Genomic DNA, 13,275 nt, shown 5'->3' with positions numbered 1-13,275 from the left:
GCGGCGCCGGCCGGCTTGCGGCGCCGCGACGGCGCGCCGACGCGCAGGCGGCGGTCCATCAGCGACATCAAAGCGCCTGCCATCATCACCAGGGCGCCGCCCCAGATCAGCGTCACCAGCGGCTTCCACCACAGCCGAACGACGACGGAGCCGTCATTGCCCTCGTCGCCGAGCGACAGATAGAGCTGGCTGAACCCGATCGTCCTGATGCCGGACTCGGTGGTCGTCATCTGCCGCACCGGATAGAAGCGCTTGGCCGAGCTGATCTCGCCCTTGGCGTTGCCGTCGGCGCCGATGACGAGGAAGCGGCCACGATCCTCGCTGTAGTTCGGTCCCTGCGCCGGGTAGAGGCCCTCGAAGCGCAGCGTATGGCCGGAGAGCTCCACCGTCTCGCCGGCGCGCATGGTCAGGATCTTCTCGGTGCCGAATGAGACCGTGCCGACGATGCCGAGCAGGGTCAGGCCGAGGCCGAGATGGGCAAGCGCGGTGCCGAACACGGAGCGCGGCAGGCCGGTAAAGCGGCTGAGCACAACCGCCGGCGCAACATTGCCGAGCCCGGACTTGACGGCGAGATCGGTGAGCGCGCCGCAGAGCAGCCAGACGGCGAGACCGACGCCAAGGGCGGCGAACACCGAGGCGCCGTCGATGAACAGCGCCGTCACCAGCACGGCGACGAGCGCTGCGGCGAAGGCCGCCATAAGGCGCTGGGCGGCCGCAAGGACATCGCCGCGCTTCCAGGCAAGCAGCGGCCCGAACGGCACGATCGCCAAGAGCGGCAGCATCAGCGGGCCGAAGGTGAGGTCGAAGAACGGCGCGCCAACCGAGATCTTGCCGCCGGTGACGGCTTCGAGCGCCAGCGGATAGAGCGTGCCGACGAGCACGGTTGCCGTGGCGGTGGTAAGAAACAGATTGTTGAGGACGAGCGCGCCCTCGCGCGAGATCGGATGGAACAGGCCGCCGGCTGTCAGCCTCGAGGCGCGCAGCGCGAACAGCGCCAGCGAACCGCCGATGAACAGCGTCAGGATGCAGAGGATGAAAACGCCGCGCGCCGGGTCAGTGGCAAAGGCATGCACCGAGGTGAGCACGCCGGAGCGCACCAGGAAGGTGCCAAGCAGCGACAGCGAGAAGGTGAGGATGGCGAGCAGCAGCGTCCATATCTTCAGCGCCGAGCGTTTTTCCATGACGATCGCCGAATGGAGCAGCGCCGTGCCTGCGAGCCACGGCATGAAGGAGGCGTTCTCGACCGGGTCCCAGAACCAGAAACCGCCCCAGCCGAGCTCGTAATAGGCCCAGTAGGAGCCCATGGCGATGCCGCCGGTGAGGAACATCCAGGCGACCAGCGTCCATGGCCGCACCCAGCGCGCCCAGGAGGCGTCGATGCGGCCCTCGATGAGCGCGGCGACCGAAAAGGAGAAACAGATCGAGAAGCCGACATAGCCGAGATAGAGCAGCGGCGGATGGATGGCGAGGCCGAGGTCCTGCAGGATGGGGTTGAGATCACGGCCCTCGATCGGCGCCGGATTGAGCCGGATGAAGGGATTGGACGTCGCCAGGATGAACAGGAAGAAGGCGGCGCCGATCGTCCCTTGCACGGCGAGCACATTGGCCCTGAGGGTTGCCGGAAGGTTGGAGCCGAACACGGCGACAAGCGCGCCGAAAAAGGTCAGGATCAGCACCCAGAGCAGCATCGAGCCCTCGTGGTTGCCCCAGGTACCGGTGATCCTGTAGATCAGCGGCTGCAGCGAGTGCGAGTTCTCCCAGACGCTCGCCACCGAGAAGTCGGACCCGGCATAGGCGCTGGCCAGCGCGGCGAAGGACAGCGCGGTGAGCGCGAAGCCGGTGACCGCCACCGGACCGCCAACCGCCATCATTTTCAGGTTGCCGACGCGCGCGCCATAGAGCGGCACCAGCATCTGCACCAATGACAGCGCAAAGGCCAGGACGAGCGCGAAATGTCCGGTTTCGACCATTATTGGCTCTTGCTTTCCTGCCAGACACCCTTGGCCTTCAGCCCGTCGGCGACTTCCTTCGGCATGTAGCGCTCGTCATGCTTGGCAAGCACGCTGTCAGCGACGAAAATGCCGTCCGCGCCAAAGCTGCCTTCTGTGATGACGCCCTGCTCCTCGCGAAACAGGTCGGGCAGGATGCCAGTATAGGTGACCTTGACCGATTTCTGCTTGTCGGTCACCGAAAAGGCGACCGTCGCGCCCTGCCCGCGCACGATCGTGCCCTTTTCGACGAGCCCGCCAAGGCGGATGCGCTGGCCGGGCTGGACAGTCGCTGTTGCCAGATCGCCGGGCATGTAGAAATAGGACGCCTTCTGGCCAAGCGCGTAGAAGGTGAGACCGGTCGCGGCGGCGAGGAATGCCAGCCCGGCCACGATCACCGACAGTCGCTTCTGCTTGCGCGTCATCGTCTACTCCGTCGCCGCCAGGCCGAGCGTGGCGGCAAAGGCGGTGAATTTCTTCGCTTCCTCGCTGTCGGCGCCAAAGGCGGCAATGGCGCGGCCGAGCGCATCGCGCGCCTGGTCGGCCTTGCCCAGCACCGCATAGGAACGAATGAGCCGCATCCATCCTTCCACATCGCGCGGGTTTTGCTTGAGCTTTTCGTCGAGGCTGGCGACCATGGTCTCGATCATCGCTTGCCTGTCCTGGGGCGACATCTGCTGCGCGGCGTCCACGGCTTGCGCATCCGGGCCGTTGGCGGGTGCGCCCGCCGCAGCGGACTTGCTTGCCGTGTCGGCCAGCGCCTGCTCGACCGCGCCGCGCCACGGAGAGTCCGGCGGCAGCGCGGCCAGCATCTTTTGCCAGGCCGCCGTCGCCTCGCCGGTGCGGCCCTCCTGCGCCAAGCCCATCGCCAGATAGAAGCTCGCCTTCGCATTGGCGGGGTCCTGCTTCAGCGCCGCCTCGAAGGCAGCCTGAGCCTCGGCCGACACGATGCCGCCGGCGGCGTTGGCGATCGCCTCGCCGAGACCGGCCTGGCGGGCCGCGCTGTCGCCGTCGAGGCGGATGGCGTTGCGGTAGGCGCTGACCGCGTCGGAATAGCGCTGCAGCCGCAGATAGACCGGCGCCAGCACGTCCCAGCCCCTGCCATCGGACGGGTTGGCGGCAAGATGCGCCTCGGCGCGCGCCACCAGTTCGTCGACCGAGGAGTCGGCGGGGTTCTTGGCGAGCCTCTCCGTCAGAGGCTGCGACGGCAGGTCGGGCGAGCCGAGCTTGATATAGAGGCCCCAGCTGACCAGTGGCACCGCCAGCACGGCCGCCGTCGCGACCAGCCTGGTCGCCATGGATGACCGCCGGGCGGCCGGGCCGGACTGACCAGCAGCGCCCAGGCGCAGGATGCGACGACCGATTTCGGCGCGCGCTTCCTCAGCCTCCGCCGGCTGGATCAGGCCACGCGCCACGTCGCGGTCGAGTTCCGACAACTGGTCGCGATAGACTTCGAGGTCATGCTCGCCGGCGCTGGACGCGCCCTTGGTGCCGCCGGCCAGCGGCAGCAGCACCGCCAGGCTGGCGCCCAGCGTGAGGATCGCGGCTATGACCCAGAACAGCATGGTTCTTCCAATAACGGCAGAGCCCTGCCCTGCCAACACAGGCACGCTGCGACGCTTTGACGGCCAAGCGTCCGCCCGTCATTGATCGACGTCAACCCGACAGGCCTCTGGCCGGTTTCTTCTTGATGCATGTCGTTGTCCCAAAACCGCTTCACACTTTTGGGCGACATGCCTTGGTCAGGTCAGCGGCGTCCAGCTGCCGTCGCCGTTGCGGCAGGCGGTGCCGCGCGCGGTGGCGCTAGCGGTGCCGGTGAACACCGTATGGGTGTACTGCCGGCAGTCCTGCGAACCCACCCTATACGGCTGAGCTGCGACGACTTCGCCGGAATGGCCGGTGCCGTCGCCCTTCCAGGTCACCTTCTGGCCGCTCGCCGTGTATTCGAGCGCCTTGTATTCGGCTTCCAGCGCCTTGCGCTTGTCGGTGTCGTCGAGGCCGGAGCCGATCGATCCGCCGACAAGGCCGCCGTGCATGGCCGAAATGATCGTGGTGGCCACCTTGCCGCCGGCCGGCGGCGTAGCGGCCGGCGTGACGCCGGCGTCCGGGCCGCCCCGGCTCAGCGTCGTGCAGCCGGAAACGGCCAGCAGTGCGGAAACGAGCGCGACGCGAATCTTCATGCCAACAACCGGTTTTCTCGAGCAGGATGTGCTGGGGGCGGCGCCATCGGGAAAGTTGGCGTGGCCATAGTGTTGATGTTTGTCGGAAATTTGGCCGCGGCCGCCGACATCGGGAGCAATCGACGTGGCGCATACCATGCTCCGCCCATCGATGTCGACCGGCCCGGGCAAGGCATCACTGAAGGCTCCGCAACCGCACCACCGCCTTCAAGCCGCCCGTGGCGGAGCGTTCCAGCGCCAGCACGCCGCCATATTCGTTGACGAGGTCGGCGACAATGGCGAGGCCGAGCCCGGTGCCGGGCTTGGTTTCGTCGAGGCGCCGGCCCCGCTTCAGCGCCTCGCGCGCCTTGTCCTCGGGAATGCCCGGGCCGTCATCCTCGATCGATATCTCGAACAGGCCGACGCCGGGAACCGGCGCCACCGAGACGGCGACCGCACCCTTCGCCCATTTCAGGGCGTTGTCGAGGAGGTTGCCCAGCAGTTCCTCCAGATCCTCGCGCTCACCGCCGAAGATGATCTCGGCCGCCGGCAGCGACAGTGTAAGCTTGATCTCCGGCTTGAGCTTCTGCAGCACCCGCACCATGCGCTGCACCAGCGGCGTGACCGGCGTGCGGTAGACTACGCTGTCGCGCTGGGCGGCGACGCGCGCCCGCTGCAGATAGTGGTCGACCTGCTTCTGCATCGAGGCGGCCTGTTCGGCGATGAGCTGGCCCTTGGCGCCGCCGAGCGCCCGGCCCTCGTTGAGCAGCACCGCGAGCGGCGTCTTCAGCGAATGGGCGAGGTTGCCGACCTGCGTGCGCGAACGCTCGACGATGCGCTTGTTGTTCTCGATCAGCGCGTTGGTTTCGTTGGCAAGCGGCTCGATCTCGGCCGGGAAGCGGCCGTCGAGCCGCTGCGCAGTGCCCTCGCGCACCATGGCCAGCGCGTTGTGGACACGGCGCAGGGGCTGCAGGCCGATCAGGATGGCAATGGCGTTGATGGCTATCATGCCGACGCCGAACAGCGACAGATAGGTGAGCAGGCGGCGCTGGAAGGTGGCGATCTCCTGTTCCAGCTCGGTCTGGTTGCCCATGACGCGGAAGCGCGCGGCGCGGTTCTTGGCGTCGAGGACGAATTCGCTCTCGAACACTTCCAGCTCCTCGCCCTTGATACCTTCGGCCGAGTAGCTGCGCTGGAAGTTCGCGTTGAAGGGAACCTCGGCGACGGAAGGCGAGAGCACCGACGTCGTCATCGAGGAGGAATGGATCTCGCCGTGAACGCCCTCGGAGGCCGGCTCCACGGACCAGTACCAGCCGGAATTCGGTTCGGAAAAGCGCAGGTCGCCAAGATCCGGCGCGCCGGTGAGCGCCCCGTTGTCGGAAATGCCGACCGAGCCGATCAGGTTGAACAGATGCGCGGACAGCAAGCTGTCGAAGCCGCGCTCGCTCGCCTGACGGTAAAGCGTTGTGATTAGGGTGAAGATGACGACCAGCGTCAGGATCGCCCAGAGGGTCGAGAACGCAATGACACGGAAGGCCAGCGAGCGCGGCCAGAGCCGCGCCGCGAAAGGCTTCCTTGCGATTGTAGCGAGCGGTTCCGCCTTACGCCTCCGGCTCACGCATGCGGTAGCCCATGCCGCGCACGGTTTCGATCATGTCGATGCCCATCTTCTTGCGCAGCCTGCCGACGAAGACTTCGATGGTGTTGGAATCGCGATCGAAATCCTGGTCATAGAGGTGTTCGACCAGTTCGGTGCGCGATACCACCTCGCCCATATGGTGCATGAGATAGGCAAGCAAACGGAATTCGTGCGAGGTCAGCTTCAGCGGCACGCCGTCGACATCAGCTTTGGATGCCTTGGTGTCGAGGCGCAGCGGCCCGCAGGTCAGTTCCGACGAGGCATGGCCGGCGGCGCGCCGGATCAGCGCCCTGACCCGCGCCAGCACCTCCTCGATGTGGAAAGGCTTGGTGACATAGTCGTCGGCGCCGGCATCGATGCCGGCTACCTTGTCGCTCCAGCGGTCACGCGCGGTGAGGATCAGCACCGGCATCTTGCGGCCGCCGCGGCGCCAGCGCTCGACCACGCTGATGCCGTCCATCTGCGGCAGGCCGATATCGAGGACGACGGCGTCGTAAGGCTCGGTGTCGCCAAGGAAATGCCCCTCCTCGCCGTCGAAGGCGCGGTCGACGACATAGCCGGCGTCGACCAGCGCGTCCGACACCTGCCGGTTGAGATCCTTGTCATCTTCGACGACGAGCACACGCATGCCGGAGTTCAAACCTCTTGACGTTCAGGGCGGATATACAGCGATTCCAATAGTTTGGGAAACTTCGATATCAATTCAGCGGAACGACGATCTCGGTGCGGCGCGGGCGCTGCCCATCCTTGCCGGGCACCAGCACGACGATGACGCAGACCGCCTGGCCGCCACGCGTCGCCTGCGAGGCCTTGGCCAGCGTGCCGCCATTCTGCGCCGCCACCTGCTGGCCGATCGCGTAGCAGTCCGATGCGGCGACCACGAACGGCTGCGTGTCGTGAGGCGCGATGGCCGGAGCCGACATTGCCTGCGAGGCGAGCAGGCCCGTCGCTGCGAGCGCCAGTGTCGCGGTTCGGAGATGGGAGCGAAGCGTATTCATGGCAGGCGTTGTAACGCATCGGTGCTGAACGTGAAATGAACGGTGAACGCCCGAAAAACCATGCCCGCAACACCCCCTGAAACGCAACTGCGATCGCGCCGTTCCCCCTCAGGCCCGACCCCAGACTCATAACCGGAAAACGGCGGTGGCGGCTAATGGTTTCGTTGCAGACCTTTCGCCTTGCCCCGGGTAGATTACGAAGACCCGATGAGGAGAGTAGCAGGCGATGGGACGCGAGGAACTTGCCGAACTTTACCGTGGCTACATCGCGTGTCTCAACGCCCAGGACTGGGCCAATCTCGGCCGGTTCGTCGGCGAGGCGGTGCAGTACAATGGCGAAACGGCTGGACTGTCGGGCTATCGCCGCATGCTCGAAGGCGATTTCCAGGCCATTCCCGATCTCCGTTTCAGCATCGAACTCCTGGTTTGCGAGCCGCCGCGCGTGGCTGCCCGCCTGCATTTCGACTGCACACCCAAAGGCAGGTTGTTCGGATTGCCCGTGAACGGCAGGCGGGTCAGCTTCGCCGAGAACGTGTTCTATGAATTTCGCGATGGTCACATATGCGAGGTCTGGTCGGTCATCGACAAGGCCGAGATCGCGGCTCAGCTTTAGTGCGATCCGTCAGGCGTCTTCCCGCGTGACGGCGCGGAAGCGCTGCAGTCCATGATGGACCGCAAGGTCCTCGTCGTAGCGAGCCTCGGCGAACTCCAGCGACAGGCGTGTTTGCCCGCGCGGACCGATGGACAGCGCCGCTCCCGCAAGGCGCGCCTCGATGCGGTTCATGATAAGGCGCGTTTCAGCCTCGCCATGGGCCTTCGACCAGACATGCAGCGTGACAAGCTGGTCGGCGTCGTTGTCGGCGCCGGTGTCCTGGTCGAACGCGCTGGTGTGGCCGTACGTGACATAAGGAAAGGCGGCGTTCTCGGTTGCCCGCTCGAGCAGGCCGGCGCCGCCCAGCAGCGCCGTCAGCTTCGCGTCACTCTTCAATCTCTGGAACAAGGCCTGCAGCAAATCGTCGGGCGCCGTCATCGTCGTCTCCGCTCGCCAGTCACGCCTTGGACAATCCCTTGCGCCGCCAACAGTCTTCACATGCAGCGTAGCCGCGTCGCAAGACCCGCGCCAGACCGCATGATACTTCCAGTCCGGATGATGACTGGCCTGGCGTCAGGAATGCCTTGTCGCCTTGCGGCAATTCCGCAAGGCTGGGCTGATCTCCGTCAAGACACCGGCGCAGCACCGCCCTCCTCGGTGCGTCTGGCGATGAACTCGTCGAGCACGCCGGCCGTGGCGGCGGCCGAAGCCGGGGGCTGGAAGTCGGCGAGCAGCCGCTTCCAGATGCCGGTAGCGCGCTCGGTGGCGCTCTTCGAACCGGCCTGCGTCCAGTTACCGAAGTTCGACCAGTCGGCGACCAGCGGCTCGTAGAAGGCGGTGCGGTAGCGCGCCATGGTGTGACCGGCGGAGAAGAAATGGCCGCCCGGTTGCACCTCCGCGATGGCCTCGAAGCCGATGGAATCCTCGTCGCCGGGTGTCCTCGAGCAAAGCTCGGCGACCGTCTGCAGCGCCTCGATGTCGGTGATCAGCTTCTCGTAGGAGACGCTCAGCCCCCCTTCCAGCCAGCCGGCGGCGTGGATGCAGACAGTGGCGCCGGCCAGTACCGAGCCCCACAGCGCGAACTGCGTCTCATGCGCGGCCTGCGCGTCGGAAATGTTGGCGGCGCTGCCGCCGCCGGAGCGCCAGGGCAGGCCGGTGAAGCGAGCGAGCTGGCCGGCGCCGAGCGTCGCCTTGACGTGCTCCGGCGTGCCGAAGGCCGGCGCACCCGACTTCATGTCGACATTGGAGGAGAAGGAACCATAGACGACCGGCGCCCCGGGTCGCACGATCTGTGCCAGCGTCAGCCCGGCCAGCGCCTCGGCATGCTGCAGCGTCAACGCGCCGGCAACGGTGATCGGCGCCATGGCGCCGGCCAGGCAGAAGGGCGTGATGATCGACACCTGGCCGGCCCTGGCGAAATCGATGATGCCTTGCGCCATCGGGATGTCGAGCTGGCGCGGCGAGTTGGTGTTGATGACGGTGTAGCAATGAGCGCCGGCGCGGAACTCGTCCTCGGAGAGGCCGCGCGCCAGGCGGACCATCTCGAAACTGTCGTCGACCTGCGGGGTGCCGCGCGCGAAGACGAACGGCAACTTGTCGGAGAGCGTCAGCTGCGCCCGGTTGACGGCATAGTGACGGAAGCGATTGTCGACATCCTGCGGCTCGATGCTGGGACAAAGCATGTGCAGCACGTCGAAATGCTGGATGAGCTTGGTCAGTTCCTCGTAGGCGGCCAACGTGCCCGGCCGCCGGCCGCGTTCAAGATCGGTGACGTTGGGGGCGCCGGCCCCGGCGAGGAAGGTCATCGAGCCCAGTTCGAGCATCAGATCGCGATCGCGCGCGCCGCCATGGGCTTTGATCGAGCGCGGCGCCGAGGCCAGTGCCGCCTCGACCAAGTCGCGGCCGATGCGCACCATCTGGCTGTCCTCGTCTACCAGCGCGCCGGCGCCGGCGAAGACATGCCGTGCTTCCGGCAGCAGCACCTTGATGCCGAGTTCCTCCAGCACGCGCAGCGCCGTGTCGTGGATGGCCGCGACCTGGTCCTCGGAGAAGATCGGCTGCGGCAGGAACGGGTTCTTGAGCGACCGGTAGTCCGGCCGGCGGCTTGACTCGCTGCCCGCCTCGCCGGTGCGTCCACGCCGGCGTTCGCGCCTCAGATCGCGGGCGACATCTTCAACCATGCCAGATCCTCCTTGGAACAGGATGACTTTTCTTCGAAGCGTCATCCCGTTCCATCTTATCCTTTTGTTTGGGCATGATCTTTTCCGAAAACCGGTTCCCACTTTTCGGGATCATGCTCTATTGCCGCATCGCCTTGCCGTCGGGGTCGTGGGGTGAGGCGGGGATGACGCGCGCCGGCCGCTCGACGCCGACAATGTGCACCGAAAGCTCCGTCCCCTCCCCGGCGAAATCGTCGTCCACCAACGCCAGCGCGACGCTCTGGCGAACCGTGTAGCCATAGCCGCCGGAGGTGACGAAGCCGACGCGCCGACCCTTGTGCCAGACCGGCTCGAAACCGCGGGCGTCGGCATCGACGGCATCGATTTCCAGCGTCCACGATCCGCCGCGAGACGCCGGCGTCACGTTCCTTCAGCGCCGCGTCGCGGCCGATGAAGTCGCGCTAAGCCGTGACCATATACCCACTGTACATATGTGTCTAGACACTTATGTCCAGAGCTTGCGCGTGGCGGCTGGCCGTGCCACTTGTGTGTCCATGATCATGATCGCTCCGCAGGACGAGGCGGCGGCCGGCAACATCAAGGTGACGCGCCAGGACTGGATCAAGCTCGCGCTCGAAATCCTGATTTCCGACGGTATCGAGAGTGTGCGCGTGCTGTCGCTCGGCCAGAAGCTGGGTGTGTCGCGCTCCAGCTTCTATTGGTATTTCGAAAGCCGGCAGGATCTGCTCGACCAGTTGCTGAGGCATTGGCATGAGACCAACACCAAGGCGATCGTCGAGCGCGCCCGGCGCCCGGCCCCAACGATCATCATGGGCGTGCTCAACGTGTTCGAATGCTGGGCCGACGAGCGCATGTTCGACCCGAGGCTCGATTTCGCCATCCGCGAATGGGCACGCCGTTCCGACGACGTGCGGCGCATGATCGACCAGGCCGACGACGATCGCCTCACCGCCATCCGCGACATGTACCAACGACACGGCTATGACGCGGAGAATGCCTTCATCCGGGCGCGCGTTCTCTACTACATGCAGATCGGCTACTATGTGCTCGACCTGAAGGAACCGGTCGAGGCGCGCGTCAGCCATCTCGCTGCCTATCTGCGCGCCTTCACCGGCCAGGAGCCGAGCGATGCGGACGTGGCGCATTTCATGCGCTTCATCGCGGCGCGGTGATATCGCTGAGTCCGCATTATCAACCTTAGCGATCAACAAAGCTTGTGTGTGGCTTCGTTGCCCTTGTGAGCGGTGGTAAAATGGTCGAATAGTCGCGCAGGGTGCCACTCTCCGAAACTACCGACCCGTTTCGGGGCAGTGCGCTGGGGCGGAATTCTGCAATGGCAAGTCCTTTGAGACCACGCAAGAGAAGAGGCCGCATCGCCTCGGCGCTGCTTGCCGTCGACGCCTGGCTCGATTCCTCGCTCTACGAGATCGGCTTCAAGGCGCGGGAATTCTGGGAAGCGGCGACCATCTTTTCCCGCCGCTTCCGCGTCAAGGGCTGGCGGCGCGGCATCATCGAGGTGCTCAGCGAAGGCTTCACCATGGGCGCCGGCGGCGTCGTCGTCCTGCTTGCGCTGGCCATGCCCGCCTTCCAGATCACCGACGGAGACTGGCGCGCGCAAGGCGACTTCGCCGTCACCTTCCTCGACCGCTACGGCAACGAGATCGGCCAGCGCGGCATCATCCAGCGCGATTCCGTGCCAGTCGACGAGATGCCCGACCATGTCATCAAGGCGGTGCTGGCCACCGAGGATCGGCGTTTCTTCGACCATTACGGCATCGACGTGCTCGGCCTGTCGCGCGCCATCTTCGAGAATGTGCGCGCCAATTCGGTCGTGCAGGGCGGCTCCAGCATCACCCAGCAGTTGGCCAAGAACCTGTTCCTGACCAATGAGCGCACCCTGGAGCGCAAGATCAAGGAAGCTTTCCTGTCGCTGTGGCTGGAGGCCAACCTTTCCAAGAAGGAGATCCTGCAGCTCTATCTCGACCGCGCCTATATGGGCGGCGGCACGTTCGGCATCGAGGCGGCGGCGGATTTCTATTTCGGCAAGAGCGTCAAGGATCTGAACCTCGCCGAGGCGGCAATGCTGGCCGGCCTGTTCAAGGCGCCGACCAAATACGCCCCGCACATCAACCTGCCGGCCGCCCGCGCGCGGGCCAATGTGGTGCTGTCCAACCTCGTCGATTCAGGCTTCATGACCGAGGGCCAGGTGCTGCAGGCAAGGCTGCATCCGGCCGACGTCGTCGACCGCGGCGAGCAGAAAAGCCCGGATTACTTCCTCGACTGGGCCTTCGACGAGGTCAAGAAGATCGCCAAGCCCGGCCAGCATTCGCTGGTCGCCCACACCACCTTCGACGCCAACATCCAGAAGGCGGCGGAGGAATCGGTGGAATTCCATCTCCGCCAGTTCGGCAAGGAATACAACGTCACCGAAGGCGCGGTGGTGGTGATCGAGACCAACGGCGCGGTGCGCGCCATCGTCGGCGGCCGCGACTATGGCGCCAGCCAGTTCAACCGCGCCACCAAGGCGCTACGCCAGACCGGCTCCTCGTTCAAGCCCTATGTCTATGCGACCGCGATGGAGCACGGCTTCACGCCGGACTCGGTCGTCTCCGGCGGCGCGATCAGTTGGGGCGGCTGGTCGCCGCACAACTACAATGGCGGCTCGGCCGGCAATGTGACGCTGATCACGGCGATCGCCAAGTCGATCAACACAGTGCCGGTGCGGCTGGCCAAGGACCATCTCGGCATCGGGCCGATCAAGGCGATGGCCGAATCGATGGGCGTGGAGTCGCCGCTGGAAGGGCACAAGACCATGGTGCTCGGCACGTCGGGCATGACAGTGATGGACCAGGCGACGGGCTACAGCGTCTTCGCGCAGAACGGCCTCGTGGGCTCGAGGCACGGCATCACCCAGCTCGTCACCCGCACCGGCGATGTCGTCTATGACTGGGCCAAGGACGCGCCGCCGCCGCACCGGGTGCTGTCGGAGCAGGCGCTGAAATACATGAACACGATGCTGGCGGCGGTACCGGTGATCGGCACGGCACGGCGCGCCCAGCTTCCCAATATCGTCGTCGCCGGCAAGACCGGCACGACGCAATCCTATCGCGATGCCTGGTTCGTCGGTTTCACCGGCAACTACACGGCCGCCGTCTGGCTTGGCAATGACGACTTCACGCCGACCAACAAGATGACCGGCGGCACGCTGCCGGCGATGGTGTGGCAGCGGCTGATGGTCTATGCGCACCAGAACATCGACCTGAAGCCGATCCCCGGCCTCGACCACCCGTTCGTCGATCCGGAAGTCGCGGCCAAGGCCGAGGAAGCCGCCAAGAAGAACGCCGAGGCGGCCGAAGCGCAAGCCGCGGCCGAGCGGCCGCCGGTGTTGTCCAGCCAGACCACCCAGATGCTGCGCGAGATGACCAAGGCGTTCCAGACAGCCCCAGTGCTCGACGCGCCCAAGGCGCCGGAAACGCTGTCGGCGCTCTGAGCTGCGCTCTGCTCCCACTAGGGGAGAAGGGGGAAGTCCCGCTTGCCACGAGGCCCCTGCCCGCGATATCCCCGAACGGCAAGTTCTCCTGTTTTGGCTTTTCATGCTCAAGACCGCCCTCCTGACGCTGCTTTCGCTTGCCATTGCCGTCGGCGTCGGCGGCGGCAGCGTCTGGTATGCGCTGCAGGCGCCGACGCCGACGGCAATGGCAAGCGAAAGCAGCGTCAGG

At 65.9% G+C, this 13,275-nt stretch carries 13 protein-coding genes; 3 read left to right on the top strand and 10 right to left on the bottom strand.

All coding sequences use genetic code 11. The annotated features are described in order from the left end of the window. The 7 genes from EN780_RS15015 to EN780_RS14985 all read right to left on the bottom strand — a co-directional run. Positions 1–1,970 (bottom strand): heme lyase CcmF/NrfE family subunit (locus tag EN780_RS15015; protein ID WP_133372618.1); only part of this gene is annotated, 1,970 nt, incomplete at its 3' end. After that, positions 1,970–2,413, bottom strand: a complete 444-nt coding sequence (gene ccmE / locus EN780_RS15010; RefSeq protein WP_127391052.1) for a cytochrome c maturation protein CcmE — start codon at positions 2,411–2,413, stop codon at positions 1,970–1,972. The genes ccmE and EN780_RS15015, both read right to left, overlap by 1 nt. Before the next feature lie 3 nt (positions 2,414–2,416). Further along, positions 2,417–3,553 carry a c-type cytochrome biogenesis protein CcmI gene (ccmI, locus tag EN780_RS15005; protein ID WP_127391051.1) on the bottom strand — a complete coding sequence of 379 codons (1,137 nt, stop codon included), beginning with the start codon at positions 3,551–3,553 and terminating at the stop codon, positions 2,417–2,419. A 177-nt stretch (positions 3,554–3,730) separates the two neighbouring features. Beyond that, a complete protein-coding gene (locus tag EN780_RS15000; protein ID WP_128274518.1) occupies positions 3,731–4,168 on the bottom strand; it encodes an RT0821/Lpp0805 family surface protein in 438 nt (145 codons plus the stop codon). 175 nt (positions 4,169–4,343) lie between these two features. Beyond that, a complete protein-coding gene (locus EN780_RS14995) occupies positions 4,344–5,765 on the bottom strand; it encodes an ATP-binding protein (RefSeq protein ID WP_128274516.1) in 1,422 nt (473 codons plus the stop codon). Continuing rightward, the gene (locus EN780_RS14990) at positions 5,749–6,414 is read right to left on the bottom strand and encodes a response regulator transcription factor (RefSeq protein ID WP_127284049.1); all 666 of its coding nucleotides are present in this window, start codon (positions 6,412–6,414) and stop codon (positions 5,749–5,751) included. The genes EN780_RS14995 and EN780_RS14990 overlap by 17 nt, the downstream gene beginning before the upstream one ends. Before the next feature lie 70 nt (positions 6,415–6,484). Beyond that, positions 6,485–6,784, bottom strand: coding sequence for a hypothetical protein (locus EN780_RS14985; RefSeq protein WP_128274514.1), 300 nt, complete (start codon positions 6,782–6,784; stop codon positions 6,485–6,487). 226 nt (positions 6,785–7,010) lie between these two features. Here EN780_RS14985 and EN780_RS14980 point away from each other — a divergent pair, with 226 nt between their 5' ends. Next, complete coding sequence (locus EN780_RS14980) at positions 7,011–7,397, top strand: ester cyclase (protein WP_128274512.1); 387 nt, start codon at positions 7,011–7,013, stop codon at positions 7,395–7,397. A 9-nt stretch (positions 7,398–7,406) separates the two neighbouring features. Here the strand turns inward: EN780_RS14980 and EN780_RS14975 are convergent, their stop codons facing one another. From EN780_RS14975 to EN780_RS14965, 3 genes are all read right to left on the bottom strand, one after another. Beyond that, positions 7,407–7,814, bottom strand: coding sequence for a DUF3168 domain-containing protein (locus EN780_RS14975; protein ID WP_127284052.1), 408 nt, complete (start codon positions 7,812–7,814; stop codon positions 7,407–7,409). 188 nt (positions 7,815–8,002) lie between these two features. Next, positions 8,003–9,556: a trimethylamine methyltransferase family protein gene (locus EN780_RS14970; protein WP_128274510.1), complete on the bottom strand. Its 1,554-nt coding sequence runs from the start codon at positions 9,554–9,556 to the stop codon at positions 8,003–8,005. A gap of 118 nt (positions 9,557–9,674) precedes the next feature. Further along, the gene (locus EN780_RS14965) at positions 9,675–9,959 is read right to left on the bottom strand and encodes a glycine cleavage T C-terminal barrel domain-containing protein (protein WP_245499972.1); all 285 of its coding nucleotides are present in this window, start codon (positions 9,957–9,959) and stop codon (positions 9,675–9,677) included. A 130-nt stretch (positions 9,960–10,089) separates the two neighbouring features. On the opposite strand from EN780_RS14965, the gene EN780_RS14960 reads away from it, so the two are divergent. Both EN780_RS14960 and EN780_RS14955 read left to right on the top strand, forming a co-directional pair. Then, positions 10,090–10,728 carry a TetR/AcrR family transcriptional regulator gene (locus tag EN780_RS14960; protein WP_128274508.1) on the top strand — a complete coding sequence of 213 codons (639 nt, stop codon included), beginning with the start codon at positions 10,090–10,092 and terminating at the stop codon, positions 10,726–10,728. A gap of 161 nt (positions 10,729–10,889) precedes the next feature. Next, complete coding sequence (locus tag EN780_RS14955; protein ID WP_128274506.1) at positions 10,890–13,046, top strand: penicillin-binding protein 1A; 2,157 nt, start codon at positions 10,890–10,892, stop codon at positions 13,044–13,046. Positions 13,047–13,275 lie beyond the last annotated feature (229 nt).

The sequence above is a fragment of the Mesorhizobium sp. M4B.F.Ca.ET.089.01.1.1 genome, assembly GCF_004022605.1.
In the GTDB taxonomy this organism is placed as follows: domain Bacteria; phylum Pseudomonadota; class Alphaproteobacteria; order Rhizobiales; family Rhizobiaceae; genus Mesorhizobium; species Mesorhizobium abyssinicae.
This window is presented reverse-complemented; position numbering and strand designations above follow the sequence as displayed.

Excerpts from the sequence above, each read along its gene's own strand:
- ccmE (WP_127391052.1), bottom strand. The coding sequence starts at position 2,413 with ATGACGCGCAAGCAGAAGCGACTGTCGGTGATCGTGGCCGGGCTGGCA.
- ccmI (WP_127391051.1), bottom strand. The coding sequence starts at position 3,553 with ATGCTGTTCTGGGTCATAGCCGCGATCCTCACGCTGGGCGCCAGCCTG.
- EN780_RS15000 (WP_128274518.1), bottom strand. The coding sequence starts at position 4,168 with ATGAAGATTCGCGTCGCGCTCGTTTCCGCACTGCTGGCCGTTTCCGGC.
- EN780_RS14990 (WP_127284049.1), bottom strand. The coding sequence starts at position 6,414 with ATGCGTGTGCTCGTCGTCGAAGATGACAAGGATCTCAACCGGCAGGTG.
- EN780_RS14985 (WP_128274514.1), bottom strand. The coding sequence starts at position 6,784 with ATGAATACGCTTCGCTCCCATCTCCGAACCGCGACACTGGCGCTCGCA.
- EN780_RS14980 (WP_128274512.1), top strand. The coding sequence starts at position 7,011 with ATGGGACGCGAGGAACTTGCCGAACTTTACCGTGGCTACATCGCGTGT.
- EN780_RS14975 (WP_127284052.1), bottom strand. The coding sequence starts at position 7,814 with ATGACGGCGCCCGACGATTTGCTGCAGGCCTTGTTCCAGAGATTGAAG.
- EN780_RS14970 (WP_128274510.1), bottom strand. The coding sequence starts at position 9,556 with ATGGTTGAAGATGTCGCCCGCGATCTGAGGCGCGAACGCCGGCGTGGA.
- EN780_RS14960 (WP_128274508.1), top strand. The coding sequence starts at position 10,090 with ATGATCATGATCGCTCCGCAGGACGAGGCGGCGGCCGGCAACATCAAG.
- EN780_RS14955 (WP_128274506.1), top strand. The coding sequence starts at position 10,890 with ATGGCAAGTCCTTTGAGACCACGCAAGAGAAGAGGCCGCATCGCCTCG.